The organism is uncultured Litoreibacter sp. (assembly GCF_947501785.1).
In the GTDB taxonomy this organism is placed as follows: Bacteria; Pseudomonadota; Alphaproteobacteria; order Rhodobacterales; family Rhodobacteraceae; genus Litoreibacter.
The window spans coordinates 2,619,172-2,646,110 of record NZ_CANMXB010000001.1 but is presented as its reverse complement, the minus strand read 5'-3'; the positions used below and the strand labels follow the sequence as shown (position 1 = coordinate 2,646,110).

Here is a 26,939-nt window from a genome sequence, read left to right as displayed (position 1 = left end):
TACGTTCTATGATCACTTTGCTTGGCCTTGGATTGGCCGCCCCGACGTCTAACACAACCGAAACGCCGGAGCCGGTTACCTCCATTTCCATTGCGGACTTCTCGCGTGACAAAACGTTGTTCGACAGCGGCGCCGCGTTTGGCCGAAATGAAGCGACCGTACCGATTGGCGGCACTGCGACCGCCGGCGAAACGGTTCAGGTGCGGGTGTTGACGGAGGGCGGCCCCGCCACGGCGTGGAGCGACCTCACCATGGCGGACGGGAACGGCGATTGGACGGGTTCAGTCTCTGCCGCTCGTGGCGCAGGTTGGAGCCGGATCGAGGTGCGCAACAAGTCCGAACCGGTGACCCGGGCAACGACAGCAAACCGGTTTGGAGTTGGCCACGTGGTGGCGCTATGGGGGCAATCCGAAATCGTAAGGATAAGGTCCACGGCATATAACAACCTGACCCCAGAGCCGCTGCTGGCCGATGACGCTGTGCAAGCGATCTGGTTTGATGGCGCGCCGGTGGTGAAACATCTGACCGACGCCGACCCGCATACCGCGGCACTTGCCGCGATGGCCAATGTTTTTCTGGCTGAGCGACCTGATGACAAGGTCGCACTGGTGTTTCAGGCTGTGTCCGGCACCGGGTTCCGGGCGCTAGTTGATGACAGCGACACCAGCCGCAACTGGTCAGAAGACGCGGCGGTGCATGCGTTCGCCACGGCGGATGGCCAGCATGTCGGGTTGCCGTCCGTGTCCTGGTTCGCTTCGCCGGGTTCGCTGGCGGAACATTACGAGGAGGCGCTGCTGCCGCTGTTTGCGGGTAAGACCACCAGCGGCGCAGACGTGACCTTCCCTGCGCAAATCTCGTTTGGGAGCGGGGGCAGCTATCAGGCTGACCACTGGTTTGGCGAGCTTTATGACCCGGCCCAAACCAAATGGGTCGCTTTCGGCCCGCACCGGTTTGACATTGATGCGGACATGCAAAGCGCCACGGTGCTTGCAGGCGGGGCCATACAGAACAACCTGCAGAACAAAGAGCAGGCCCGCGTCAGCTGGCGAGCACTGATGGACAACCCCCATGCTGATGGCATTTTCCTGCCTCTTGGATTGGAGCCGACGACCTACCAAAACGGTGTCAGCGATGGGTCGGGTGGCTGGACCGACCAAAGCCACCCGTCATCCGACACCGACGATGGCGCCCCGATGTTCGCCCGACTTGTGGCGCATGCAATTTTGCAATCGAGCGGGCTGACCAACTGGTCAGTGCCCGTATTCGACATGGCGGAATGGGAGCCTTCAGGCGCTTATGTTGATGTGTGGTCCAGCGCCGGGCCAGTCACCACGACGAGAGCCCTGCGCGGCGAGCCTGAACTGGACAACAGTCAGCCGCATTGGACCGACGTGTTTGGTTGGCAGATCAACGGATTGCCCGCGCATCGGGCCGAGCTTGAAAATGGCCGCGTGCGGATTTATCCGAACGTCGGAAACTTCGTCTCTACTGACGTGATCCGTTTTGGCGAGGGCGGGGCCACCGGTATGGCGAAGTTCCCCGAAGACCACATCGCCGGGACCTATAAGAACCTGCCGGTTGTCGATCTTGGCCTCGCCGGCGTGGACGGCATCCCAGTGCGGCCGTTGCCAGATGCAAGCATGCTGGCCAACACCTTAACACCACCAGCCGGCGGTTTCAGCACCGGGCCGACCGGGCCGTTCTTCTATGATCCTGCCACCCTGGGCGCTGGAGTCTCTGAGCTCTTTGCGCAGATGGACCTGGCGCCTGTTGTGTCCAGTTCCGGATCCAAAAACCTGCTGACAACAACCGGCAACTATTTGCGGTTGGAGATCCTGCCCAACGGCAAAGTGCGCCTGCGCGTGCGGGATAGCGGCGGTGTGGTTCATGTGGATAACGTGCAAAGTGGCGCCGTTTTGGCCGACAACGTCCAGGCCGACATTAGATTTGGCGTTGACCTGCCAGCCGGATTTGCCCGGGTTTGGGTCAATGACGCGTTGGTGATTGACGAAAGTTTTTCGTCTGCCACGCCAACTTTGCCGTCGAACCGCGCGTTGCTGCTCCTGGCGAGCAATACCGGTGCATATCAGGTCGAAGGTGCCGTATCGAGGCTGGCAATCTGGAAAACGGCGACATCGGACGGAAGCTTGCCTGCCGCCACGCCGTACAAGGACTTCATCGGTCCGGCGGCCGTGGTCAACGCGGATCCTTGGAGGAACGGTACCGCCGCAACCTAGCGGGCGGGTAACACGTGGCGGAGAAGTGCGTAGGCTATGACCAGCCCCACACCCTCCGCCGCGGTTGCAATCCAAAGGGCGGTTTCCAATGACCCGCCAGAGTTCAAACTGGCGTAAATCACGGGCAGCGCAGCGACGCGGGGCAAATTTCCCAGGGTCGCGTTCGTGGTGGCGCCTTGCGCAAGGGCTATTACCGTGACGCCGCTCTTTACAACGCGGATTCCGTGCAGCGCCGCCAGGATCGGAAACAGCGTCATAAGTGGCACAAAGTCGCGCCCCAAAATCCACGGCACAGTTGGGGAGGCAATGGCCAGAACGATACCAAGCGTGCAGCCCGCCAACAGGCAAAAACGCAGCACGGACGCGGCCAGATCATGAAACCTTCCGGGGTTATTGCGGACACTGGTCAGCTGCGGAAGGAGGTAGCTTTGAAGGCTGCGCCCAACAATGAGCGCCGGTGTCAACGTCAGCGAAAACCCCATCGCCAGCAGAGCGAGCGATTCCGAGCCACGCAGATGGCCGACGATTAGCTTCTCTCCATGGAACACCGCCAATAGCAACAAGCCGTTCAGGGCAATTGGCCAGCCAAAGCGAAATGCGCGCCGCAGGTGGTCTGCGCAGAAACCGGCAAGATACCTCCGCTCCGCAACCAGATGGGACATCATTGCCATGCCTGTGTATTGCGTGATGATGGCGACCAGAAGAACGCGGAAATCCCCAAACTTGGTCATCAGCGGCCAGACCAACATCAACGACAGAAATGCCGGGCCAAGCTGCACCCAAATTGACGGGCCAAACCGCTTGTTGCGGTGGTAGCGCCAGGCATCAAGATGTGACAGGCCGGTGAGCAGCGGCACCAACGCGAGGGTCCGGTACGCCCATGCCAGGTCAGGCGTCCCAAAGAAGGCGGCGACGGGGTTTGCGATTGCATAGATTACCGCCGCCCCCACGATGCCACGCCCCAGCTGCACGCAGTGAAGCGAGGATTGGAAGTCGACATCTTCGCCATCCGCGTCCTGCACGATCATTTGCTGCGCGCCGAGTGTTGTCACCATTTCGACGGCTGACACCAGAATTGCGAAAGTTGCGGCGATCCCAAAGTTTTCAACACCAATAAGGCGCGCAACAATGATGTTGCGCAGCAGGGTCAACGCCGCCACGCCGCCATGCCCCGACAGCAACACCAGAAACGGATGTGCCGATCGGCGGGGCGCAGAAAGGGTCAAGTTCGCAATCATTTACACGGACTTAACCAATCTGACCTTAACATCGCGTAAAGAGGCGAAACGGAAGACCATTGTGGCCAGAAGATTGGACGTGACTGACCGCATTGTTGCGGCTGATTTATGCGCCGGCTGCGGCGCCTGCGCCGTTGTCGCCCCGGACCATGTCACGATGACCAAAACGGATGACGGCTTTTTACGACCCTCAGCGACCAAGTTGCCCCGCAAACAAGCACATGACATCTATGCTGTGTGCCCCGGAGGTCGGCAGCGCGGCACCATTGGCGGCGTGAATACCCACCCGCTTTGGGGCGGTTATCATGATGTGACCAAAGGCTGGGCCACCGACATTGCGCTGCGCCATGCCGCGGCTTCCGGCGGCGCGTTGTCGGGCGTTTTGCTTTGGTTAATCGAAAGCGGGCAAGTGGACGGGGCGTTGCACATTGCGGCGGACCCCGGAAACCCCACCGGAAACAGGAACACCATCAGCACCTCGAAAGCCGACATTCTGGCGGCAAGCGCATCAAGATATGCCCCGTCCGCCCCCATAACAGCGGTGCCGGAGCTGTTGGCAACCGGTAGGCGCTATGCCTTTGTCGGCAAGCCATGCGACGTTGCGGCGTTGCGCAACCTCGCGCGATTAGACGCGCGGGTGGATCAAGTATTTCCGGTGATGCTTTCGTTCTTCTGTGCGGGGGTGCCGTCTGAAAACGGGGCCAACGTGATCATCAACAAACTGAGCGTTGCGGCCGCCAACGTGGCGCAGTTCCGCTACCGCGGGCAGGGCTGGCCCGGGCGTGCCACCGTCGTTGAACAAAACGGCGCGGAGCGTTCCATGAGCTATCAGGAGAGTTGGGGCGACGTTTTGTCGAGCCATGTACAGCCACGTTGCCGGGTTTGTGCAGATGGGACCGGCATTGCCGCCGACATCGCATTTGGCGACGCATGGCAAACTGACGAGAGCGGGTATCCATTGTTCGAGGAAGGCGACGGGGTCAGCCTCATTCTTGCGCGGACTGCGCGGGGGGCAGGGCTGGTTAAAGAGGCCGTTGAACACGGGATGTTGCAAACACAACCTGTCCCGATCGCCGTGCTGGAGGCGATGCAACCCGGGCAAGTGCGCAGGCGCAGGGAGCTGCTCGGCAGGCTCGCTGGTCGCGTCATCAGCGGGACGCCGATCCCCGCTTATCGCGCCATGGGCATTTGGAATTGTGCGCGACGCGCGGGCCTGTGGCAAAGCGTTAGAGCCGCGTTGGGCATGGCGCGACGGTGCTTTCTGCGTCGACGTCAGCAATCGTAACCTTCCATTAACCACCAGGCGAACATGGTTGGGCATGTTGCATGTCTGCCTTATCCTGCACGCGTCGCGATCGCCCAACCTTGGAGTTGGCGCGTTGACTGTGGCACAGGTCGCTTTGCTTCGAGACCTGTCCCGTAAGCTGCGAATTCCGATCCATATGACTTTGCTTGATTGGCGCGACAGCGGCCCAGCCTGCGTGTCCGGTGATGACATCTCCATCGTGCCAATTGCCGGGCGCGACTTCCTGTCTCCGACGGGGGTTTGGCGGCATTTGCGCAAGGCGGATTTGGTGGTGGATATCGGCGCTGGTGACAGCTTTGCAGACACCTATGGCGGCAAGCGTCTGCGCCGCATCTTTTGGTTGAAGTTCCTGACCCATTTGGCACGCCGACCATTGGTGCTGGCACCGCAGACGATTGGGCCATTCCGTCACCCTGTGTCGAAGATTCTGGCCCGCGCGACGATTGGGCGTTCTGCCTTGATTTGTTCTCGGGACGAGGCGTCAGTGGCGCATCTGCGGGACATCGGGCTGGCCAAGGATGTGACGGTTGCCTCAGACGTTGCCTTGCGACTTGAGGGCGCGCCTTCAGGTCACCAAAGCGCGCGCCCAACCGTTGGGATAAATGTCTCTGGATTGCTGATGGCCGGTGGTTATGCAAAATCAAACCAGTTCGGATTGAGCGTCGACTACCCCGCATTTATTCGCGCGCTGATCAGGATGTTTTTGTCACATCCGGACCGGCCGGAGGTGCACCTCGTCCCGCATGTCATAAGCCCCGATGCACCTGTCGAAGACGACATGGCCGCCTGCGCGGCGTTGCAAATGGAATTCCCCGGGACAGTTGTGGCTCCGGCCTTTCAAACGCCGTCACAGGCCAAAGGCTACATTGCCGATTTGTCATTCTTCACCGGCGCCCGAATGCACAGCTGCATCGCAGCACTGTCCAGCGGCGTGGCGGTTGTGCCGTTTGCCTATAGCAGAAAATTCGCGGGACTGTTTGATGCCCTGGGGTACCGGCACGTCGCTGACGCGCGAACGCATCTTCACGAGGCGCTGCTGCGGAAGGTGTTAAACGGATTTGAAAACCGAGACATGCTTGCGGCGGAAGCGGCGGCGGCAACTGCTCTTGGCCGCCAACGGTTGGAGACATACGATCTTGCCCTGTCGGACATCATAGCAAGGCTTGCGATGCGCCAGAAAAAACCCGCCACGCGAAGCGCGGCGGGCTTGATGAAGAGCGCTTAGTTCAAGCGACTACCACAGGGCGACAATGGCCTCTGCTGTAGTGCCTGTCGCTGAAACCGATGCCGCGCGGATGGGGAGAATGGCGCCTGAGGGAACCGCTTCGAATGTGACCGTGTCTCCATCCGCAAGAGTTGCGGCGATGTCGCCACCCTGGCCCACATACAGTGCGCGGCTGACCTGAGTGAGCGGCGTTGCGTCATCAGGTGTCACCTGTGCGCCGCCTCGCGCCGGAGAAATCGGCGTTGTTGGGAAATTTGCAAACTTATCCATTGAAATCCTGCCATATCTTGAGTGATGCGCCGGGTCATGGGCGCGAAACGTCGTCGTGGCGGGTCTCACCACGCGGGCAGGTTTTGTCAGGCAAATGTTAAGAAACTCGAACCGGTGCGTTCGCAGCTTGGTCCGTTACTGCACGTTCTTGATGCGAGGTTTGTAGCCATCGATCCAACGGTGCACGGTTTCTTCGGCGGCTTCCACGTCATTGGCAGCAATGGCGTCGCGCATTGCTCTTAGCGCGCTGGCCAGTTCTATCTCGGACAAGCAGTCTTCGCGCGCGCTGAAAATCTTTTCGTGTTTCGTTGTGGTGCGGCCCGCGCTGATCGTCAGCTCTTCGTGCATTTTTTCGCCAGCCCGCAACCCGGTGATGACAATCTCGATATCGCCTTCCGGGTTTTGGTGGTTGCGGACGGTGTAGCCTGACGCCTCAATCACCTGCTCGGCCAATTTGCGCACAGGCACCGGTTTGCCCATGTCGAGCACAAAAACCTCTCCGCCTTCCGCCAAGCTGCCGGCGGTCAACACCAGCTGCGCGGCCTCCTGGACTGTCATGAAATAGCGCGTAACGCTGTCATGGGTCAGTGTAACCGGTCCGCCGCGCGCAACCTGATCCTGGAAAAGTGGAACAACCGAACCCGACGAGCCCAGCACATTGCCGAACCGCACGATGGAGAACACCGTTTGGGTGGCTCGGCTTGCCTGATCCTGAATAAGCATCTCGGCAAACCGTTTGGATGCGCCCATGATGTTCGCCGGGCGAACCGCCTTGTCGGTTGAGACGAGCACGAACCGACCGACACCTGCTTCGCGTGCCTGCACCGCAAGATTTTGCGTCCCCAGTACGTTATTGGACAGACCCGCGATGGGGTTCTTCTCGACCAACGGGACATGTTTGTAGGCGGCGGCATGTAGGATGACGTCGACCTTATGTTCGGTCAGCACGCCCCGCACCAGTTCGGGTTCGACAACAGAGCCGAGCACCGGCACAAGCGTAATGCCATTGCGAGCGGCACTTTCGGCGAGCTCAAGTTCAATGTCGTAAAGCGCAAGTTCGCTTTGTTCGAACAGAACGATCTTTGACGGCGCGCAGCGAATGATCTGGCGGCTAAGCTCGGACCCGATTGAGCCACCCGCGCCGGACACCATGACAACCCGATTGGCGTATTCGTCACACCCAATATCGATGTTGCTGCGCAAATCTTCCCGCCCCAGGAAGACGCCATGCGCGACGTCCAGCGGATCCTTGATTTGCTCCTGGCCAACCAATTGCGCGAAAGAGGGCAGCACATGGACATTGGTATTGGTTTGTTCCAACCGGCGTTCGATTTTGGCGACCGACTGGCGCGGCGCTGACGGCATGGCAATAACCACCCGGTCAGGTCGCGTTTCCGCGATTGCCTCGTCTAATTGTCCGCCGTGATAGACCGGTAGCCCCGCGATGATCTGGTCCTTGAGGGCCGCGTTGTCATCGACAAATCCGATTGGAATGATGTCCGGGTGCGACTTCAGAGCGCTGGCCAACTGCATTCCCGTCTTCCCGGCCCCGTAAATCAGGACTGACGACACGTGTCCGTTCTTGCGGTAGGCGGCCAGCAAAATTTCCAGCATCACAAACCGGCTGCCCGCGCAGAGCATGAAGAACGCCATGGCAAATGTCAGATGGAACCGCATTGGCATCCAAATGCCTGCAAGGCTAGCCAATGTCAGCGAGGCGAGCCCCATCAGCGCCGAAAACACCATGATCTTGCCAACAGCGCTGCGATCAAAGGACTTCAACCGAATGCGGAATATGCCCAAGGCGGTTGATGCCCCTGCTGCAATCATCATCAACGTTATGCAAAACGCCCATTCGTTGACGAACCATTCCAGCACCTGCACCTGGCCGAATTGCAGAAAAATGGCGGTGAGAAGCGCGACCGGGACAAGGCAGATGTCGATTGCGAAAAGCATCGCGCGCTTTTGCGTCCGCGTCAGGTTCAGCAGCCTCGTCATCATCTAAAGTACAAACCCCGTTCGCGGCCTTCTGGCCTTACTCGCTAGCCTATGCTGCTTTGCAGCGTAAATCCAGCCAACCCCATATACTCATGACTTTAGTGCAGAAATCCGCCATTTGCGTGCTGATCGCCAAACACCCCAAGAGAGCCATCCATAGTCTGATTCTTGATAATTACCAAAAAATTTAACCTTTCAGACTGTTACAGCGGCTTTGGCCAGGTTTTAGCGCGGCCCTTTGCGCGCCAGCATTTGACGCAGCGTGCGGTACAAAATCCAGGTGTCGAGGCAGAGATTGGCATTGCGCTGATACATCAGGTCGAGCTTGGCCTTGGCGGGGATACAGATGCGACAGTAGACATCGTCCGTCTCTTGCGGATCGACGCAGTTTTCCAGCAGCTCCGCTTCACGCCGATGGAAAATTAGGGACGCCAAACCGGTGACGCCGGGGCGGCTTTTGAGGACCTGATCGTAGACGTCCGGATACCGTTCCACATATTCCCGTAGCGGTGGGCGCGGGCCGACCACCGTGATGTCACCCTTGAATATGTTCCAAAGCTGCGGCAACTCGTCGAACCGCCGTTTGCGCAGCGCGGCCCCCAACGGGGTGATACGCTGCATTTTGCTGCCACCTGTGACGCCTTGGTCCCCGTCGTGCGCCACCGACATGGTGCGGAATTTGATGAGGCCAAAGGGCTTGTTCGGCGCGTGCATCCGCTCTGAGACATAGAATATGGGGCCGTCGCCCTCCCACCAGATGCGTAGGCAGATCCATCCGAAAAAGGGGAAAATCAGCAGCGTCAACGTAAACGCGCAGGCCAGGTCGAATATACGTTTTCCCCAGGTCATCCTTGATGTCCGATCACCGATTGCCAGTCGTTGACCAACGCTTCCGCGGTGGATTGCCCCGCGCCAATTGGGACGATGGAGCGCAACAACGTGGTATCCAGTTCAACCCGTTCCATTGCCGAGGCTGGGGCGGGTTCCGCGGACCAACTCTTGCCAGCCGCATCCAACAGCTCATTCATTGCAACGGCCTTTGATGTCGCCACGTTCAGTATGGGCGGAAGGGCATTTCGTTCAATGCAGAGGGCTGCAAGGACATGTGCCAGCATCGAAGGCCCGATGTAGCTTCGGCTCACATATTCGCCGCTCGGAAACTGGTGCACGGTGTAGTGGGGTCGGTTGACGCCCAGCAAGGCGTCCCCCCCCACGACATTGCCAATGCGCAGGCAGGTGGCGTTGGGGTGTTTTGAGGCGACTTCTTCCATCAGCTGCTTTGAACGGCCGTAGTCCGAGACAGGCGCCCCCGCGTGACTTTCATGAAGAGGACTGGGCAGGGCCCCATAGACGGCCGCGGTCGATGACAGGAAGACCGGTTTGCCCAACGCGGCATCCAGTGTCGCCTCGGCCAACTTAATGTTGTCATCAAAGGATTTTCCACGGGCATTGGCGGTTACCCCCGCCAGAAGTATGATTCTGTCAGTGCCCGCGCAGGCGTCCTCCAACCCTTGGCGGTCTCGCAAAACATCAAGTGCTGTGCGATTGTACCAGGTTGGATTGGTCTGACCGTCTTGTGGCCAAGCGGCCTGCAAAAGGGTGCCAAGCCGTCCCCCGCTGCCAAGGATCAATACGTTCATTGTCAGGCCCGGTGGTAAGGTGCACCGGCCAGAATAGAGGCCGCGCGGTAAAGCTGTTCGGTGAGCATGACGCGGGCCAGCATATGTGGCCAAACCATCTTGCCAAAGGACAGCAACTGATCTGCCTCGGCCCTTAAGGCCGGGTCGATACCGTCTGCACCGCCGATGACAAGCGCCACGTCTTGCCTGCCATTGTCACGCCATCTGGCCAGCAGCTTCGCAAAGTCCTGACTGCTCATAACTGTACCGCGTTCGTCCAATCCGCAAATCAAGGCCCCCTTCGGCACGGCGCGCCGCAACAGGTCGGCTTCTGCTTGCTGGCCGCCGCCTTTCTTGTCCTCGACTTCGGTCACGCTGGCGGGGCCAAGGCCCTGCGCGCGGCCGGTGCGGTCAAACCGTTTGAGATAGTCGTCTATCATTGTCTGTTCCGGCCCCGCCCGCAGGCGGCCGACGGCGCAGACATGGATACGCATCAGCTGGTTGTCGCGTCAGCATCCGCGGCACCGGGCATCCACATTTTTTCGAGCTGGTAGAACTCGCGGACCTCGGGGCGGAAAATGTGGATCACGACATCGCCGGTGTCGAGCAGGACCCAGTCGCCTGCCGCCTTGCCTTCGATCTTGGCAAAACGATCAAATTCTTCTTTGAGGCGGGACGAAATTTTGTCGGCCAGCGCGGTGACCTGGCGGGTCGACCGGCCAGAGCAGACCACCATGTAATCGGCAATCTCGGACCGTCCGCGCAGATCAATCTGCACGATGTCTTCGGCCTTGTCTTCATCAAGAGAGGTTAAGATCCAAGCCAGCAGCTCTTCGCTGGTGACGGTTGGTTTTGGGGCAGAAACGGTACCCGCGTCAGTTTGTTGAGACAGCGCTCAAACCTCCGAAAAAAGTTGCGTCGCCATGACCCCGACGCTGGGAATTTGTGTCACTTTAGCATCGCTGTCCGGGCTTCTCAACGGACAGCGACGTCAGGTCAGCGTGAGCGTGCCAAAAATGCGGTCCTGATGCTCGGCAAGGTAAATCCGAAGCCATGCTGTGAACAGTTCAGGTGTTTCCGCCACTTCCCGGGTGAGATCGAATGCGCTGATCCAGCGGGTCGCCATAACCTCATCGGGGTTGGGCACAAACGCCAAATCGGCAGGGGCGTCGGCGCGGAACATGTCCACAAGTTCATGCTCTATCAGGCCGCCGCCAACATCGGCCCGGTATTCGACCTGGCCGCGATATTCGGGTTTCAAACCGGCAATGCCCAATTCGTCGTCAAGACGCCGTATGGCGCAGTTTTCAGCGGTTTCTTCCCAATTGGGATGGGTGCAGCAGGTATTCGCCCAAAGGCCGGGGGTGTGATACTTGCTCATCGCGCGCTGCTGAATAAGCACCTTGTCTCCGTGCATGACAAAGACGGATACGGCTTTGTGGCGCAGTCCACGTTTGTGCACCTCCAGCTTTTCAACGGGCCGCAATTTGCCATCGTCCCAGGCGGGTATCATCAGTTGATTGTCCATCTCGCCGAATCCCCCAATCTTGGTATCCTGACGGGCTTTAGAGCGGAAAAGTGCTGGTCTGAATAGATTTTTTTGGGGTCACAATCAGTTTAAATGCCCAAGTTGGCCTTTACGATTCGCCAGACTGCACTAACTTTGTGAATGAATATCGGAGGAGCGATTCGAATGAAATTTCTATCAATAGCCACTCTTGGTTTGTCTTTGATCGCGGCACCCGCTTTCGCGGATGGCCACGCCAGCGGCGACGCAGCTGAAGGCGAAAAGGTTTTCAAGAAGTGCAAATCTTGCCACATGATCGTCGCTGACGACGAGACCGTGATCCAAAAGGGCGGCAAGACAGGCCCGAACCTGTACGGCGTGTACCAGCGTGTTCCAGGGTCCGTGGAAGGCTTCAAATATGGTAACTCGATCAAATCCATCGCCGAAAACGATGTGATGCCGGACGGATGGAACGAAGAACAGTTTGTGTCTTACGTTGCAGACCCGAAAGCCTGGCTGAAAGAAATTCTCGACGACTCGAAAGCGAAGTCGAAAATGTCGTTCAAGCTGAAGGACGCTGAGGATGCGGCGAATGTCTGGGCGTATCTCGTTTCCGTCGGCCCTGCCGAGTAAGAGAAAACCAGATTGGAATTTGGCGGCGGTCCCTGCAGTGGGCCGCCGTTTCTTTGTTTAAGAAGACCTGGCGGCGGCGGCGTCCTCAGCCCAAAGCCGCTCCAGCGCGTCCCGCGCGGAATCGAATTCGGTCGCCATGGCGTCTGGTCCCATCAACCTCACAGTGTCTTCGGCGGTGGCCACAATGTTGCCGCTGACGAGTATCAACGCATGTGGGGCCCATAGCCTAATGGCGACGATGAGTTTTGCGAGGTGGGCAACAGAATGAATTCCCGCGGCGGAGAGACCGATATAGCGATGATCTGAATGTGAGATCAGCTCTATCAAGCTGTCATGGCTCTGCGAAATGTCCAGATCAACTGACCATCCCTCTGCGCGGATCAGATCTGCCGCCATCTGTACGCCAAGCACATGTTCTTCGCCGGGTACAGCGATGAACAGGGCTGACTTGGACGGCAACGTAACGTCGTTATCGGCAAAGAGCGGCTTAAGGCCGCGCATGATTGCATAGATGCGGCCAGTTCCGGTCAGCACCTGGATGAAGGTGACTTGATCCGTTTCCCACCATTCGCCCAAGCGCCGCGCTGCGGCCCCCAGATATGACAGATACAGGGTCTTGATCGAGGCACCGGTCATCCGTTTTGTGGTTACCAGATTGGCTGCAGCATTCTTGTCAGAAGATATGAGTGCATGTGCAAGTTCTTCCACCTGCTCATCAGTGATTGCTGCTGCGACGTCGCTTTCGCCGTCAAAATGCGCAGACAGCCGAGCGACCACTTCCTTTGCCAAGGAAACAACGACGTCTTCAGGCAAGTTCCGCTTCAACGTGCGGATCTCGGAAAAAGTTCGTTCGTATACGTCCTGTCGAAACAGGTGTTTGGCATTGTCAGACGCGGACATGGTCCCCCTTGGATGGTTTGGCCATCCTCGACTCTCTTTGGCTACGAGACGTCCTTAGATTTTAGCGCGAGAAATCTGTAAGGCAACATTTACAGTTTGGGGGCTGTAGAATTCGGGGCTTCGCGGTGGACGCGTTGTGACATCGGAAGGCAGGAAAGCGGAGCTACAACAACCCATATTTGCGCAGCTTGACGTAGAGCGATTGCCTTGAAAGGCCTAACATTTCTGCCGCGGCAACGCGGTTGTTCGATGTCAGTTCGACGGCGGTTTCGATGCACATTTTTTCAACGACATCGGTTGTTTTGGCGACAATGTCCTTGAGCGTTTGACTGCCGATAAGTTCGATCACCGACCGCATATCGGCGTCTGACGTTTGCGGGGTGGACGTGCGAATCGCCTCCGCCCGGCTGGCATCCCGCAATACGAGTGCAAAGACGGCGTCACCCCCAGTGTCCAGACCACTGGTGGAAATTTCGATCGGCCGTTCTGTTCCGTGCTCGCTGATAAGTCGGGTCGCATACAGGCGCATAGACCCGGTCCGACCTGCATTTTCCAACATCACATTCAGATCGACGCTGCCCCGACCAAGGAAGTCGGCAATCGAACGGCCCTTCACCGCCTGCGCGTGGGTTACGTCTGACAGGTTCAGGAAGGCTTCGTTCGCGCTGAGGATGTTGCCAGCCTGGGTAACGAATACCATTGCATCAACACCATCATTGTAAAGGCTGCGCAAATTATCCTGCAATGCATTGGCCTGTATGGAGGCGCCATCGGTGTTTGAGATGCGACACAACAAGACCTGCTCGCCGCCAGAGCGGAACAAAGTTGGATGAACTACAAGCATGCGGCTGGACTTTGCCAACTGCGCGTTAACAGAGGAGGGCGTTTGCTCAGAGGCGGCTGCCACAAGGGTCGCGATCAGATTTGACCCGGATTTGGCATCAAATTGCGAAACAAAGTCAGCGCCTATCAGGCCGCCGCGAGACTCACCGAAGAAGGTGATCGCCGCCTTGTTGCAATCCGTGACTTTGCCGGTGCTAACGGACACGAACAACGTCACTTCGCTGCTGGAGGTCATCAAGACGCGGAAGCGAGTGTCATATTCCCGTTGCGACTCGTAGTCCTTTTCCAAGGCAATCTGTGCGGCGACAAGTTGCTGCTGCATCTCCGCAATGGGCCGCAGGTCATGGCCCAGCATCAGGATCGCACCGTCACTGCCGATCCGGTGGAAGCTATACCGCATCGGAAATTCGGGGTAGCTGTCTGTGCTGGAGTGGTTCAGCTCTACTGGCAAGACCGCATTGTCGCTGCCGACAAATTCCGCCAGGCGGCTTTCGAACTTCGGAATGCTCTCGACGTTCAACTCGTCGATCAAGGGTTGCCCAGCCCAGCCACCAAGATCGGCACTGGGCATGAAATTGGGGCTGCCCATGACACCCATCACTTGACCGGATTGAGAGATAATCAGCGCAAGATCGGCAATGCCGGAAATGATCTCGGTCACGACCTCAGGCTCGATCATCGGGATCAGGCCACTTGTCCAGGTTTTCTCGGCATGAGGTTTCATGGCTGACACACTAGCTCTATGTGGGGATAACACATGGTCACGACTTCGATACCACCCGCAGCATACGTGCATTAAATCCGCAGAAGCCAATGGCTTCCAACACACTGCTCGTGGCAAAGTCTGCACCGGTCACGCGTGCAACATCTTCATTCTGGGACAGCACATTTCCCCCAACGATCACCGGAACGTCCCGCCCGGTTGCGCGCACCTTTCGCACAATTTGGCGAATAACTTCAAGACTTTCCCGTGAAGACGCAGACACCATCACGGCGTCCACCTTCGAATAGGTCAAAATTCCTTCAAGTTGGGCAAGGCCGATGCCCACCTCCAGCGAGACGGATATGCCCGCGCGGCGAAGCTGTCCCGCCAGGATCGTGGCACCCAAAGTGTGTTGCGCGCCCTCGGGGACAACAACCAAACATTTAGGCGCTGACGCGGCAGTGCAGCTGTCATCAGCGCACCATTCCGGACCAAGTGAGCGGAGCAACCCTTGCAACCTAGCGGACCCGATCGTGGTGACTGCGAAGTCGATATTGTCGGCACACCAAGCCTCGCCCAGCCGTCGCGCGACATGCGGGATGTAGTTGTCAGCCATGTCGTAGGTGCTTATGCCCGCCTGCAGCATTTTGTCTTTTACAATGCCGATTTGAGTGCGATCAGGATCAGATACGGCATTGTAAAGCTCACTGGCAAACAGCTCGAACACGCCCTTATCTGAGTGGCCAAACATACGCTGGTCTTCCGCTAGTCTTGAGAGTGCCCGCAATGCAAACTCAACTACATCAGGGGTCGCGCCTTCTTCACATGTGTAGTTCGCTTTTGGCATGGCCATCAGCCTCGGGTTGCAAGCGCTCGTATTTCACGGGCCGGCGAAGAGTAGTTGCGACATTTGGGCGACATGGTCGTTTACTGACTACTATATGTCAAATTATATTGACACTTCGGAATTCGTCTTGAGAACAAACTGATTTAAAACAAAATAAACTGTCATGTTTGGCTGTCACTCAAGTTGCGATACTGTAAATCAAAGTTGACACATTGCGCGCCACCTGACAGATTTTCTGTACAAGCAATCTTCGGGGGACAGCATGTCAGACGCAAATGCGCGTCATATTCCCACTAAACGGCTCTACACGCCCGAGCAGCGCAAAAGACGTGACGCGACCCGCTGGACGATGGTTCAAGGCATTCTTGCGCCGCTGCAGTTCGCCGTTTTTCTGGTCTCTTTGGGGTTGGTTTTGCGCTACCTCGCGACCGGCTCCGGCTACGAGGCCGCCACCGTTTCAATCGTGGTAAAAACGGGCTTTTTGTATCTCATTATGGTCACTGGCTCGATCTGGGAGAAAGTCGTTTTCGGAAAGTGGCTATTTGCCCCCTCATTCTTCTGGGAAGACGTCTTTAGCTTTGTCGTCATAGCACTGCATACCCTTTATTTATATGGCTTGATCTGGGGCGGCTTCACCCCAGATGGGTTGATTGTAATCGCCCTCGCAGCCTACGCGGCCTACGTCGTGAATGCGGGGCAATTCCTCTGGAAATTGCGCGTCGCGCGGCTGCAATCGGAAGTTGTCGCATGACCGAACAATTATCCCCTCCGCCTACCCTTGGGTGCCGTTCCGCGCCGGTGTTGAAACAACGTGGTCAGCGGGAAGTGTTTTGCGGTCTAACCGGCATCATCTGGCTGCACCGCAAAATTCAGGACGCTTTCTTTTTGGTCGTCGGATCTCGCACCTGCGCGCATCTTTTGCAAAGTGCCGCCGGGGTGATGATCTTCGCGGAACCACGATTCGGAACCGCGATTTTGGAAGAATCAGACTTGGCGGGCCTCAATGACGCCCATGCCGAACTGGACAAGACCGTGGCGCAGCTGTTGGCGCGGCGTCCCGACATACGGCAGTTGTTCCTCGTGGGGTCCTGCCCATCCGAAGTGATCAAGCTGGACCTCAGCCGCGCGGCGGAGCGTTTGACCCAGGAATTTGCCCCCAAAGTGCGCGTGCTGGAATATTCCGGCTCCGGGATCGAGACGACGTTCACCCAAGGCGAAGATGCTTGTCTCGCCTCGATGGTGCCAGTCTTGCCTGAAACACAGGACCGCGAATTGATGGTCGTCGGCGCATTGCCCGACGTCGTCGAGGATCAGATGTTAAGCCTTCTCGAAGATCTCGGCATTGGCCCGGTCACCGTCCTGCCCGCCCGCAATATTGACAGCGAGATGGGCGTTGGGCCGAACACCGTCTTTGCGCTGACCCAACCCTTCCTTGGCGAAACTCACTCGGCTCTCGTGCGGCGCGGCGCAACCCATATCGCGGCCCCTTTCCCATTCGGCGAGGAAGGCACAACTGCTTGGCTCGCCGCAATTGCTGCGGAATTCGGTGTCTCGGAAGAACTGTTCAACAAGGTCACCAAGGCTCCCCGCCGTCGCGCCCGCCGAGCCATTGCCCAGGCGTCCGAACCGTTGAACGCCAAGTCGGTTTTCTTCTTCCCCGACAGCCAGCTGGAAATCCCATTGGCCCGCTTCCTGACCCGCGAATGCGGGATGAGCGCGGTTGAAGTCGGATCGCCCTACATCCATGACGCGCTACACGGCCCCGATCTGGACCTGTTGCCCGCCGGTCCCCAAATTTCCGAAGGGCAGGACGTTGATCTGCAGCTCGACCGCTGCCGCGAAGCGCGGCCCGACCTGACGGTCTGTGGCCTTGGCTTGGCAAATCCGCTGGAGGCGGAGGGCCTGTCCACCAAATGGGCGATCGAGCTGGTCTTCACGCCCGTACATTTTTACGAACAGGCGGGGGACCTTGCTTCCCTCTTTGCCCGTCCCTTGCGGCGCAAAGGTATCCTGGGGGTGGCGGCGGAATGAAGTTGACCGTCTGGACATATGAGGGCCCGCCCCATGTCGGCGCAATGCGCGTAGCCACCGGCATGAAAGGCCTGCACTATGTCCTGCACGCGCCGCAAGGCGACACCTACGCCGACCTGCTTTTTACCATGATTGAGCGGCGCGACCACCGCCCGCCGGTGACCTACACCACCTTCCAGGCCCGCGATTTAGGGTCTGATACGGCTGGATTGTTCAAAACCTCCTGCCAGGACGCTTATGACCGTTTCCAGCCGGAAGCGATCATTGTCGGGGCGTCTTGCACTGCAGAGCTGATCCAGGACGATCCCGGCGGGCTAGCCGAAACCATGGGCCTGCCGATCCCTGTGATCCCGCTGGAGCTGCCCAGCTACCAGCGCAAGGAAAACTTCGGCGCGGATGAGACGTTCTTCCAGATCGTCCGCCACCTCGCCAAGCCGATGGACAAGACCGAGCGTGTCACCTGCAACATCCTCGGCCCCACTGCGTTGGGCTTTCGGCATCGCGACGACATTCAGGAAATCACCAACCTGCTCTACGAGCTAGGGGTCGAGGTCAATGTCACCGCCCCCATGACCGCCACGCCGTCCGATATTGCAAAGATGGGGCAGGCGCATTTCAACGTGTTGCTCTACCCCGAAACCGGGGAGCAGGCGGCGCGGTATTGCGAACGGACCTTTGGCCAACCCTACACCAAGATCGTCCCCATCGGCACCGGGGCCACCCATGACTTCATCGCAGAAATCCGCGAGCTGACGGGTTCTACCGCTGAACTAGACACTGATCGGCTGCGCCAGACATGGTGGTCGCGTTCGGTCGACAGCACCTATCTGACCGGCAAGAGAGTCTTCATCTTTGGCGACGGCACCCACGTTAAAGCCGCCGCTCGCATCGCCCGGGACGAGATGGGGTTCGAGGTGGCTGGAATGGGCTGCTACAACCGCGAATACGCCCGCGACATCCGCGCGACAGCCAAGGATTACGGCGTCGAGGCGCTGATCACCGATGACTACCTTGAGGTCGAAAAGGCCATCGAGGCGCTGCAGCCCGAAATGATCCTCGGCACGCAGATGGAGCGCCATATCGGCAAACGCTTGGGCATCCCGTGCGCGGTCATCTCTGCCCCGGTGCATGTGCAGGACTTCCCCGCACGTTACTCCCCGCAGATGGGGTTCGAGGGCGCGAATGTCATTTTCGATACATGGATTCACCCGCTTGTCATGGGACTGGAAGAGCACCTGCTGCACATGTTCCGCGACGATTTTGAATTCCATGACGAGGCCGGTCCAAGCCACCATGGCGGCCATGCGCCCAAGCCACTGCAAGAGCCTAAAGCGGCGAAACTTGAGCCTGTGGCCCCGGCTAATGACAACGTCGTCTGGCTTGCGGATGCCGAGAAGGAGCTGAAGAAGATACCGTTCTTCGTGCGTGGCAAAGCGCGGCGGAACACGGAAACCTATGCGACGCAAAAGGGTCTCGCGGAGATATCGCTCGATACGCTCTACGAGGCAAAGGCCCATTATGCGCGATGAGGTGAATGGCCAAAGCTACAACTTCGTCATTGTGACGCTGGACCGGCACGCTGCCGGTCCTGCCGCGCGTGTCGCCCCGAAGTTGGCGATCGACTATCCGGGACTTAATGTGTCGATCCACGCCGCTGCTGAGTGGGAAAAGGACCCTAACGCGCTGCAACAAGCCAAAGCTGACATCGCGTCTGCCGATATCATCGTCAATTGTGTGTTGTTCCTTGAGGACCACATCAAAGCGATCATGCCCGACCTTTTGGCGCGGCGTGACGCTTGTGACGCCATGGTCGGCGTCGTCTCCGATCAAGAAATCACACAGCTGACGAAGATGGGCGATCTGGACATGTCCAAGCCCGCCACCGGCGCGATGAGCCTGCTGAAAAAGCTGAAGCCTTCAAAGAAATCCGGCAAGTCCGGTGCGGGGCAAATGAAGATGCTGCGCCGCCTGCCAAAGATCCTGAAGCTGATCCCCGGCAAGAGCCAGGACCTGCGCGCGTGGTTCCTGTCGATGCAATATTGGCTTGGTGGCAGCGACGACAATATCGAGAACATGGTCCGCTTCCTGATCTCGCGCTATGCCAATCGCCCCGCGTGGCGCGGCACCTGCGCTGCGGAACCGATCGAATACCCTGATACGGGTCTATACCACCCCGATCTGCCCAACCTGGGTATCACTACACATCTTGAAAACCTGCCTTTCGGCAGCTCAAAAACCACCGTCGGCGTGCTGATGTTGCGCAGTTACATCTTGGCAGGCGACACCGCGCATTACGATCATGTCATTCGCACCTTGGAAGCGCGCGGAATGCGGGTGATCCCTGCCTTTGCAGGCAGTCTTGACGGTCGACCGGCGATTGACGCTTTCATGAAAGGCCGCGTTGACGCTTTGGTCTCGCTGACTGGATTCTCGCTGGTGGGCGGCCCCGCCTATAACGACAGCGACGCGGCCGTCGAGGCGTTGACTGAACTTGATCTGCCCTACATTGCCGCGCAGCCGCTGGAATTCCAAACATTGGATCAATGGGCCACGGGCGGGCAGGGGCTCAGCCCGATTGAGGCGACGATGCTCGTGGCTTTGCCCGAGATTGACGGCGCGACCAACCCGACCGTTTTTGCGGGCCGCCATGGGGCGCAAGGCTGTACCGGCTGCGGGTTCAAATGTCAGGCCTATGGCGACGTCAAAGCCATGGCACCTTGCGTGGAGCGGGTCGAAGCCTTGGCCGAGAAGACCGATCGCCTCGCCACCCTGCGCCGCAAAGAGAACGCAGAAAAAACTGTCGGCGTCGTGCTGTTCGGCTTCCCTCCGAACGCGGGTGCCGTTGGAACCGCTGCTTACCTCTCCGTATTCGAAAGCCTGCACAACACCCTGCACCAGATGTCGCGCGACGGGTATGATGTCGACCCGCCCGAAACCGTCGAAGCTTTGCGCGTCGCGGTGCTGAACGGCAACGCGCAGGTCTATGGTCAGGAGGCCAATGTCGCTGCGACCGTTTCTGCCGATCAAATCGTGACCCACACGCCGTGGCTGGACGAGATCGAGGCGACTTGGGGCCCCGCCCCGGGCCGCGTGCAATCCAACGGGCGGGAGGTCTTCGTTCTTGGTGCGCAATTCGGCAAGGTCTTTGTCGGCGTGCAGCCTGGCTTCGGCTACGAGGGTGACCCGATGCGGTTGCTGTTCGAGAAGGGATTTGCCCCAACCCATGCGTTCAGTGCGTTCTATCAGTACCTCAAGCACGACCTGAAAGCCGACGTGCTGCTGCATTTCGGCATGCACGGCGCGCTGGAATTCATGCCCGGCAAGCAGAACGGGCTCGGCGGCAATGACTGGCCTGAGCGTTTGATTGGCAACATTCCAAACGTCTATCTCTATGCCGCGAACAACCCGTCCGAGGCCACACTGGCCAAGCGCCGTTCCAATGCGGTGACGGTCACGCATCTGACGCCGCCTTTGCAAAGCTCCGGCCTCTATCGCGATTTGGCAGACCTGAAAGACAGCCTGATGAAATGGCGCGGTATGGCCCCGTCTGAGGAACGCGACGAGCTGGCCGAACTGGTCCGCGCGCAGGCCAATGCGGTCGACCTGAATGCCCGCGATATGGATCGGCTGTGGCTGAAACTGCTGGAGACCGAGGACGCGCTGATCCCCGACGGGTTGCACATCGTCGGTAAAACGCCGTCAGAGGCTTCCGTCGAAGACACGCTGAACCTGATGTCCTTCGACACCCCTGCACAGCGCGATACTGCGCGGCAAAACCTGTCCACAGATAGCGAGCTACCAGCCCTTATGCGGGCTATGAACGGCCAGTTCATCACCCCTGTCCCCGGTGGCGACGTGATCCGCGCGCCGGAGATTTTGCCCACGGGCCGCAACATCCACGCCTTCGACCCCTTCCGGATGCCCACAGCCTTTGCCATGCAAGACGGTGCGCGTCAGGCCGAAGAGCTGATCAAGACCCATCAAAGCCTGCCCAAAACAGTCGCGCTGGTGCTTTGGGGGTCTGACAACATCAAATCAAACGGTGGACCTATCGGACAGGCTTTGGCGCTCATGGGTGCGAAGCCGCGTTTCGACAGCAACGGACGGCTCTGCGGCGCGGACCTTGTGCCGCTTGAAACGCTAGGCCGCGCCCGCGTTGACGTCATCATGACCCTTTCCGGCATTTTCCGCGACCTGCTGCCGTTGCAAACCAAGCTGCTGGCAGATGCCGCCTACAAATGTGCAATGGCCGACGAGCCGCTAGAGATGAACCCGATCCGCGCTCACGCGCTTGCCTTCGCAGAGGCCAATGACACCGACATGACCACCGCCGCGCTGCGGGTGTTCTCCAACGCCGAAGGCGCTTACGGGTCCAACGTGAACCAGCTGGTCGACAGCTCTGCCTTTGATGATGAAAGCCAGTTGGCCGATGCGTACCAAGCCCGCAAGTCCTTTGCCTATGGCATGGACGGGGAGGCAACGCAGCAATCCGAGCTTCTTCGAGACACCCTGAAAAACGTCGATCTTGCTTACCAAAACCTTGAATCGGTTGAGCTGGGCGTCACCACCGTGGATCACTATTTCGACACACTGGGTGGCATCGCTTCCGCCGTCAAACGCGCTAAAGGCACCGACGACACACCGGTCTATATCGGTGACCAGACACGCGGAGGGGCCAAGGTGCGCACGCTGGAAGATCAGGTCGCGCTGGAAACGCGGTCGCGCAGCCTGAACCCGAAATTCTACGAACCCTTGCTGAACCACGGCCACGAAGGCGTGCGTCAGATCGAGGCGCATATTACCAACACCGTCGGCTGGTCTGCGACCACCGGCAAGGTGGACCCGTGGGTCTACCAAAAACTCAGCGAGACCTTTGTGCTGGATGAAGAGATGCGTCAGCGCCTCGCAGATCTGAACCCGCAGGCTTCGATGCGGATGGCAAACCGCCTGCTGGAAGCCTCCGACCGAGACTACTGGACACCCGACGCCGACACGCTGGCCGCACTGCAAGACGCAGCCGACGCCATTGAAGATCAACTAGAGGGCATTGCAGCCGAATGACTCTCAGAAGGGAAATATCATGAGCCCACTCGATAGAAGTATTCCGAATATCGGACAGGACGGCGAAGGCTCCGTTCAGGTGCATCAAGACGACTCGATGAAGATCGAGGGCGCGAAGGTGTTCTCGGTCTACGGGAAGGGCGGCATCGGCAAATCCACGACCTCGTCGAACCTGTCGGCGGCGTTTTCCAAACTGGGCAAGCGCGTGCTGCAAATTGGGTGTGACCCGAAGCACGACTCGACATTCACGCTGACGGGTTCCTTGGTCCCGACCGTGATCGACATACTCAAAGAGGTGGACTTCCACCCCGAAGAACTCCGCCCCGAGGATTTCGTGTTCGAAGGCTTCAACGGCGTGAAATGCGTGGAAGCTGGCGGCCCGCCTGCCGGTACGGGTTGCGGCGGTTACGTGGTCGGCCAGACCGTGAAACTGCTCAAGCAACACCACCTGCTGGAAGACACCGACGTGGTGATCTTCGACGTACTGGGTGACGTGGTCTGCGGCGGGTTTGCTGCGCCATTGCAACATGCCGACCGCGCCTTGATCGTCACCGCCAATGACTTCGACAGCATCTATGCGATGAACCGGATCATTGCCGCCGTGCAAGCGAAATCCGCCAACTACAAGGTCCGCCTCGCTGGCTGCGTGGCCAACCGGTCGAAGGACACCGACGAAGTCGACCGCTATTGCAAAACCGTGGGCTTCAACCGCATCGCGCATATGCCTGATCTGGATGCCATCCGCCGCTCCCGCCTGAAGAAGAAAACGCTGTTCGAAATGGACGCCGACGAGGACATCGTCTCGGTCCAGAAAGAATACATCCGCCTTGCCGAAACGCTGTGGAACGGGACTGAACCGCTGGCCCCCGCACCATTGCCCGACCGTGACATCTTTGAACTGCTTGGGTTTGACTAAATGACCTACGAGGCCACACGCAACAACGTCGAAACCTATTTCGACCGCACAGCGACCAAGACATGGGAGCGTCTGACATCAGACGCGCCCGTTTCTGGTATCAGGGCAACTGTGCGTGCTGGCCGGGACAGGATGCGGGATCTGTTGATCGCGCAACTGCCAGACGATTTACACGGCGCGCGCATTCTGGATGCTGGTTGTGGCACTGGTGCTTTGGCGTTTGAGCTGGCGGCACGTGGCGCGGATGTTGTGGGTGTCGATATCTCCCCGCAATTGATCGATATCGCTGAAAAGCGAACGCCCGATGATCTGCGTGGCTCTCTCAGCTTCAGCGCGGGCGACATGCTCGATGCTGGGCTTGGGCCGTTCGATCATATCGTGGCGATGGACTCGATGATCTACTATTCCGCTGACGACATTGCCCGCATCCTCGAAGGCATCGCGCCGCGTCTTTATCAAAACATGGTGTTCACCGTGGCCCCGCGTACACCGCTGCTGATGGCGATGTGGCGCGTGGGCAAACTGTTCCCTCGTTCTGATCGCTCGCCCACAATGGTGCCGCACAGCCCTGAAAAGCTGGCTGCGAAAGTCACCTCCGGCACGCTCCGAAATGTCGAGCGCGTGACATCCGGATTCTACATCTCCAACGCCCTGGAGTTCCGCGCATGATCATTGGTCGCAACACATTCAAGACCCTGACAATGCGCGCATTGCCGTTCTCGGACGCTGTCAGTGAGCAACTGCCACTGGGCCAATTGCTGCGGCTTTCCTTGTTCCAAATCTCCGTTGGCATGGCGGCTGTCATGCTGCTCGGCACCCTTAACCGGGTGATGATCGTGGAACTTGGCGTTGCCGCTTGGCTCGTCGCCATGATGATCGCAATCCCGGTTCTGGTCGCACCTTTCCGCGCGCTACTGGGCTTCCGTTCTGACACCTATCGCTCCGCCATTGGTTGGAAGCGCATTCCGTATCTATGGTTCGGATCCCTCTGGCAGTTCGGCGGTCTGGCCATCATGCCGATGGGTCTGCTTGTGTTGTCTGGCGACCAAGTCACAGGCCCCGCATGGGCGGGGGAGGTTGGCGCGGCGCTTGCTTTCCTGCTGACCGGCCTTGGCATGCATATGACCCAGACCGCAGGCCTCGCGCTCGCCGCCGACCGCGCGACGGAGGAGACCCGTCCGCAAGTGGTGGCGCTGCTCTATGTCATGTTCCTCATCGGAATGGGCGTGTCGGCGATCATCGTCGGCGCGTTGCTGCAAAACTTCTCGGACTTGCGTTTGGTGCAGGTGGTGCAAGGCACCGCGGTCGTCACGTTGCTGCTGAACATCACCGCGCTCTGGAAGCAGGAGAAGGTCAACCCGATGACCAAAGCGGAACGCGAAGCACGCCGCCCGCTTTTCCGCGACGCATGGGCTGACCTGAAAGCCGGCGGCGTTGCTGGCCGCCTGTTGGTCGTCGTCTTCTTGGGCACCATCGCCTTCAACATGCAGGACGTGTTGCTGGAGCCCTACGGCGGCGAGGTGCTCGGCCTATCCGTCTCCGCCACCACGCTGCTCACCGCCCTTTGGGCGGGCGGCGCATTGCTCGGTTTCGGCCTCGCGGCGAAATGGCTGAAGTCCCAAGTCGACCCCTACCGTATGGCCGCGCGCGGCATCCTGTTCGGTCTGATCGCCTTCTGCGCTGTGATCTTCGCGGCACCGATGAACAGCACCACTATGTTCTTCGCGGGCTCCTTCGGCATCGGCCTTGGCGGCGGTCTATTCTCCGTCGCCACGCTCACCGCAGCCATGACGCTCAACACTCAAGGCGCGGCTGGCAAAGGCCTCGCGCTTGGCGCATGGGGCGCGGCGCAGGCGACAGCCGCGGGCGTTTCCATCTTTGCGGGCGGCGCCATCCGCGATGTAGTCAACGCCGCCGCCACCAATGGCAGCCTTGGCGAGGCGCTTACCTCAAACGCAACCGGATACTCCGTGGTTTATCACGTCGAGATCGGGTTCCTGTTCATCACGCTCATCGCGCTCGGCCCCTTGGTCAAGGTCCGGCCGGTGAGCCAAGCAAAGGCGGGGCCCGTTGGGCTGGCCGATTTCCCAACATGACCCGCACAAGAAAATACGACGGAGGACACCACCATGGTTGATGTAGATTTTTTCGGGAATTTCGATCTGGCAAGTGCCGCGATCTGGATGTTCTGGCTGTTTTTCGCGCTGCTGATTTTCTACCTGCAGACCGAGAACATGCGCGAAGGCTACCCGTTGCAAGACGATGATGGTGGGGAGGCGTTGAACCAGGGCCCGTTTCCGGTCCCCGGCGACAAAACATTCCTGCTGCGCGACGGGCGCGGCAAGCTGACGGTGCCATCGGGGCAGCGCGGCGACCGTGCCAAGCTGGCGCTGCAGCGCACCGCCGTCGCGGCCGGCTCGCCCTACGTGCCAACCGGTGATCCCATGGTTGACGGTGTCGGCCCTGCATCCTGGGCGCCACGCAAGGATCATCCGGAACTGGACGCGCACGGTCATGTCAAGATCAAGCCGATCTCCCAATTGCCCGACTTCCACGTCTCTGCTGGCATCGACCCGCGTGGCAAGGCGGTCGTGTCCGGTGATGACGAGGTCATTGGCCGCATTATCGACATGTGGGTCGATATCCCTGAGGCGCTGGTGCGTTTCTTGGTGGTGGATCTGAACCCCGAAGGCTCCGGCCAGACGCGCCTGATCCCGATCAATTTCACCAAGATCAAGGCCAACCGCGTCAATGTGCGGTCGCTCTATGCGCATAACTTTGCGGGCATTCCGGGCATCAAATCCGATGACCAGATCACCTTGCTCGAAGAGGAAAAGATCATGGCATATTTTGGCGGCGGCACGCTTTATGCGGATCCCGCGCGGCTTGAACCACAAATCTAAGGCAACAGGCCGAGCCCTAGCCAGGTCCGGCCCCGAACGTAAGGGACGAAAGAGATGCATCACGACGACTTCAAGTTTGAACCTGTGCGCGGCCTGCCGGAGGCGTTGCCTGCGGACGAGCATATCTTGTGGCAGGGCAGTCCCGACCCGGTGCGATTGGCCAAGGACGCTTGGGGTCTGAATTGGGTGATCGGGTATTTCGTCCTGCTGGCCTTTGGCCGGGTTGCTGCGTCTTCCACCACAGTGCCGCTGACCGAGGCCATGGGCCACGGCATCCCGTTCCTGATTGCGGGCGCTGCGGCGGTGCTGATCATCTTGGTGATCGCGCGGGTTCAGGCCAAGTCGACCGTATACACCCTGACCAACAAACGCGTCGCCATGCGCATCGGGGCGGCCCTGACCATGACGTTGAACCTGCCTTATGTTTGTATCGGCAACGCTAGTGCAGCGGTGCGCAAGTCGGGCATCGGAACCATCACGTTTGACCTGACCGGGGAAACGCGGCTGTCCTATCTGATGACGTGGCCGCATGTGCGCCCGTGGTACATCCGCCGGACCCAGCCCGCGTTCCGCGCGATCCCTGATGCGGCCCGTGTTGCACAAATCTTCGCGGAGGCGGCGGAAAAACGCGTTTCTCAGCCCGTTGTCACCCGTATTGATACAAATCAAGGCGCTTCAGGCGTCGTTGCGGCGGAGTAGGCA

Annotated in this window: 24 protein-coding genes; 13 read left to right on the top strand and 11 right to left on the bottom strand. The window is 59.1% G+C overall.

The window, feature by feature from the left end:
* The first annotated feature begins 8 nt into the window (after window positions 1-8).
* On the top strand, window positions 9-2,237 hold the full coding sequence (locus tag Q0899_RS13185) for a hypothetical protein (RefSeq protein WP_299193323.1): 2,229 nt from the start codon (window positions 9-11) through the stop codon (window positions 2,235-2,237).
* Here Q0899_RS13185 and Q0899_RS13180 read toward each other — a convergent pair.
* Window positions 2,234-3,463 (bottom strand): oligosaccharide flippase family protein, encoded by a 1,230-nt coding sequence (locus Q0899_RS13180; protein WP_299193321.1) that lies wholly within the window; start codon window positions 3,461-3,463, stop codon window positions 2,234-2,236. The two genes, Q0899_RS13185 and Q0899_RS13180, sit on opposite strands and share 4 nt — an antisense overlap.
* Before the next feature lie 91 nt (window positions 3,464-3,554).
* On the opposite strand from Q0899_RS13180, the gene Q0899_RS13175 reads away from it, so the two are divergent.
* Window positions 3,555-4,760: a Coenzyme F420 hydrogenase/dehydrogenase, beta subunit C-terminal domain gene (locus Q0899_RS13175; protein ID WP_299193318.1), complete on the top strand. Its 1,206-nt coding sequence runs from the start codon at window positions 3,555-3,557 to the stop codon at window positions 4,758-4,760.
* A 34-nt stretch (window positions 4,761-4,794) separates the two neighbouring features.
* Window positions 4,795-6,006, top strand: coding sequence for a polysaccharide pyruvyl transferase family protein (locus Q0899_RS13170; protein WP_299195375.1), 1,212 nt, complete (start codon window positions 4,795-4,797; stop codon window positions 6,004-6,006).
* Window positions 6,007-6,015: 9 nt separating this feature from the next.
* Here the strand turns inward: Q0899_RS13170 and Q0899_RS13165 are convergent, their stop codons facing one another.
* The 7 genes from Q0899_RS13165 to idi form a co-directional block, all read right to left on the bottom strand.
* Window positions 6,016-6,276 carry a hypothetical protein gene (locus Q0899_RS13165; protein WP_299193316.1) on the bottom strand — a complete coding sequence of 87 codons (261 nt, stop codon included), beginning with the start codon at window positions 6,274-6,276 and terminating at the stop codon, window positions 6,016-6,018.
* A gap of 135 nt (window positions 6,277-6,411) precedes the next feature.
* Window positions 6,412-8,277 carry a nucleoside-diphosphate sugar epimerase/dehydratase gene (locus Q0899_RS13160; RefSeq protein WP_298294670.1) on the bottom strand — a complete coding sequence of 622 codons (1,866 nt, stop codon included), beginning with the start codon at window positions 8,275-8,277 and terminating at the stop codon, window positions 6,412-6,414.
* Window positions 8,278-8,499: 222 nt separating this feature from the next.
* Window positions 8,500-9,123 (bottom strand): sugar transferase, encoded by a 624-nt coding sequence (locus Q0899_RS13155; RefSeq protein ID WP_298294668.1) that lies wholly within the window; start codon window positions 9,121-9,123, stop codon window positions 8,500-8,502.
* Window positions 9,120-9,914, bottom strand: coding sequence for an NAD(P)-dependent oxidoreductase (locus tag Q0899_RS13150; protein ID WP_299193313.1), 795 nt, complete (start codon window positions 9,912-9,914; stop codon window positions 9,120-9,122). The genes Q0899_RS13155 and Q0899_RS13150 overlap by 4 nt, the downstream gene beginning before the upstream one ends.
* Before the next feature lie 2 nt (window positions 9,915-9,916).
* On the bottom strand, window positions 9,917-10,387 hold the full coding sequence (gene rlmH / locus Q0899_RS13145; RefSeq protein ID WP_298294663.1) for a 23S rRNA (pseudouridine(1915)-N(3))-methyltransferase RlmH: 471 nt from the start codon (window positions 10,385-10,387) through the stop codon (window positions 9,917-9,919).
* Window positions 10,387-10,710 (bottom strand): ribosome silencing factor, encoded by a 324-nt coding sequence (gene rsfS / locus Q0899_RS13140; protein ID WP_298295936.1) that lies wholly within the window; start codon window positions 10,708-10,710, stop codon window positions 10,387-10,389. Before rsfS ends, rlmH begins: the two co-directional genes overlap by 1 nt.
* A gap of 174 nt (window positions 10,711-10,884) precedes the next feature.
* The gene (gene idi, locus Q0899_RS13135; RefSeq protein ID WP_298294662.1) at window positions 10,885-11,421 is read right to left on the bottom strand and encodes an isopentenyl-diphosphate delta-isomerase; all 537 of its coding nucleotides are present in this window, start codon (window positions 11,419-11,421) and stop codon (window positions 10,885-10,887) included.
* 165 nt (window positions 11,422-11,586) lie between these two features.
* Here idi and Q0899_RS13130 point away from each other — a divergent pair, with 165 nt between their 5' ends.
* On the top strand, window positions 11,587-12,033 hold the full coding sequence (locus Q0899_RS13130) for a c-type cytochrome (RefSeq protein WP_298294661.1): 447 nt from the start codon (window positions 11,587-11,589) through the stop codon (window positions 12,031-12,033).
* 57 nt (window positions 12,034-12,090) lie between these two features.
* Here the strand turns inward: Q0899_RS13130 and Q0899_RS13125 are convergent, their stop codons facing one another.
* The 3 genes from Q0899_RS13125 to Q0899_RS13115 form a co-directional block, all read right to left on the bottom strand.
* Entirely contained in the window at window positions 12,091-12,933 is an 843-nt protein-coding gene (locus Q0899_RS13125; RefSeq protein WP_299193310.1) for a cobalamin-dependent protein, read from the bottom strand.
* A 163-nt stretch (window positions 12,934-13,096) separates the two neighbouring features.
* Complete coding sequence (gene ppsR, locus Q0899_RS13120) at window positions 13,097-14,500, bottom strand: transcriptional regulator PpsR (protein ID WP_299193308.1); 1,404 nt, start codon at window positions 14,498-14,500, stop codon at window positions 13,097-13,099.
* A gap of 37 nt (window positions 14,501-14,537) precedes the next feature.
* Window positions 14,538-15,326, bottom strand: coding sequence for a B12-binding domain-containing protein (locus Q0899_RS13115; RefSeq protein ID WP_298360930.1), 789 nt, complete (start codon window positions 15,324-15,326; stop codon window positions 14,538-14,540).
* Window positions 15,327-15,588: 262 nt separating this feature from the next.
* On the opposite strand from Q0899_RS13115, the gene bchF reads away from it, so the two are divergent.
* From bchF to puhB, 9 genes are read left to right on the top strand one after another with little or no spacing between them, the layout of a single operon-like run.
* Window positions 15,589-16,077 (top strand): 2-vinyl bacteriochlorophyllide hydratase, encoded by a 489-nt coding sequence (gene bchF / locus Q0899_RS13110; RefSeq protein WP_298294655.1) that lies wholly within the window; start codon window positions 15,589-15,591, stop codon window positions 16,075-16,077.
* A complete protein-coding gene (locus Q0899_RS13105; protein ID WP_298360928.1) occupies window positions 16,074-17,357 on the top strand; it encodes a ferredoxin:protochlorophyllide reductase (ATP-dependent) subunit N in 1,284 nt (427 codons plus the stop codon). Before bchF ends, Q0899_RS13105 begins: the two co-directional genes overlap by 4 nt.
* The gene (gene bchB, locus Q0899_RS13100) at window positions 17,354-18,886 is read left to right on the top strand and encodes a ferredoxin:protochlorophyllide reductase (ATP-dependent) subunit B (RefSeq protein ID WP_299193305.1); all 1,533 of its coding nucleotides are present in this window, start codon (window positions 17,354-17,356) and stop codon (window positions 18,884-18,886) included. Before Q0899_RS13105 ends, bchB begins: the two co-directional genes overlap by 4 nt.
* Window positions 18,876-22,418 (top strand): magnesium chelatase subunit H, encoded by a 3,543-nt coding sequence (locus Q0899_RS13095; RefSeq protein ID WP_299193303.1) that lies wholly within the window; start codon window positions 18,876-18,878, stop codon window positions 22,416-22,418. The genes bchB and Q0899_RS13095 overlap by 11 nt, the downstream gene beginning before the upstream one ends.
* Before the next feature lie 19 nt (window positions 22,419-22,437).
* The gene (gene bchL / locus Q0899_RS13090) at window positions 22,438-23,334 is read left to right on the top strand and encodes a ferredoxin:protochlorophyllide reductase (ATP-dependent) iron-sulfur ATP-binding protein (protein ID WP_298294647.1); all 897 of its coding nucleotides are present in this window, start codon (window positions 22,438-22,440) and stop codon (window positions 23,332-23,334) included.
* Complete coding sequence (gene bchM / locus Q0899_RS13085) at window positions 23,335-24,003, top strand: magnesium protoporphyrin IX methyltransferase (protein WP_298294645.1); 669 nt, start codon at window positions 23,335-23,337, stop codon at window positions 24,001-24,003.
* The gene (locus Q0899_RS13080) at window positions 24,000-25,430 is read left to right on the top strand and encodes a PucC family protein (protein ID WP_299193300.1); all 1,431 of its coding nucleotides are present in this window, start codon (window positions 24,000-24,002) and stop codon (window positions 25,428-25,430) included. The genes bchM and Q0899_RS13080 overlap by 4 nt, the downstream gene beginning before the upstream one ends.
* Window positions 25,431-25,463: 33 nt before the next feature.
* Window positions 25,464-26,237, top strand: coding sequence for a photosynthetic reaction center subunit H (gene puhA, locus Q0899_RS13075; protein WP_298294641.1), 774 nt, complete (start codon window positions 25,464-25,466; stop codon window positions 26,235-26,237).
* A 54-nt stretch (window positions 26,238-26,291) separates the two neighbouring features.
* Complete coding sequence (puhB, locus tag Q0899_RS13070) at window positions 26,292-26,936, top strand: photosynthetic complex putative assembly protein PuhB (RefSeq protein ID WP_299193298.1); 645 nt, start codon at window positions 26,292-26,294, stop codon at window positions 26,934-26,936.
* Window positions 26,937-26,939: the final 3 nt, after the last annotated feature.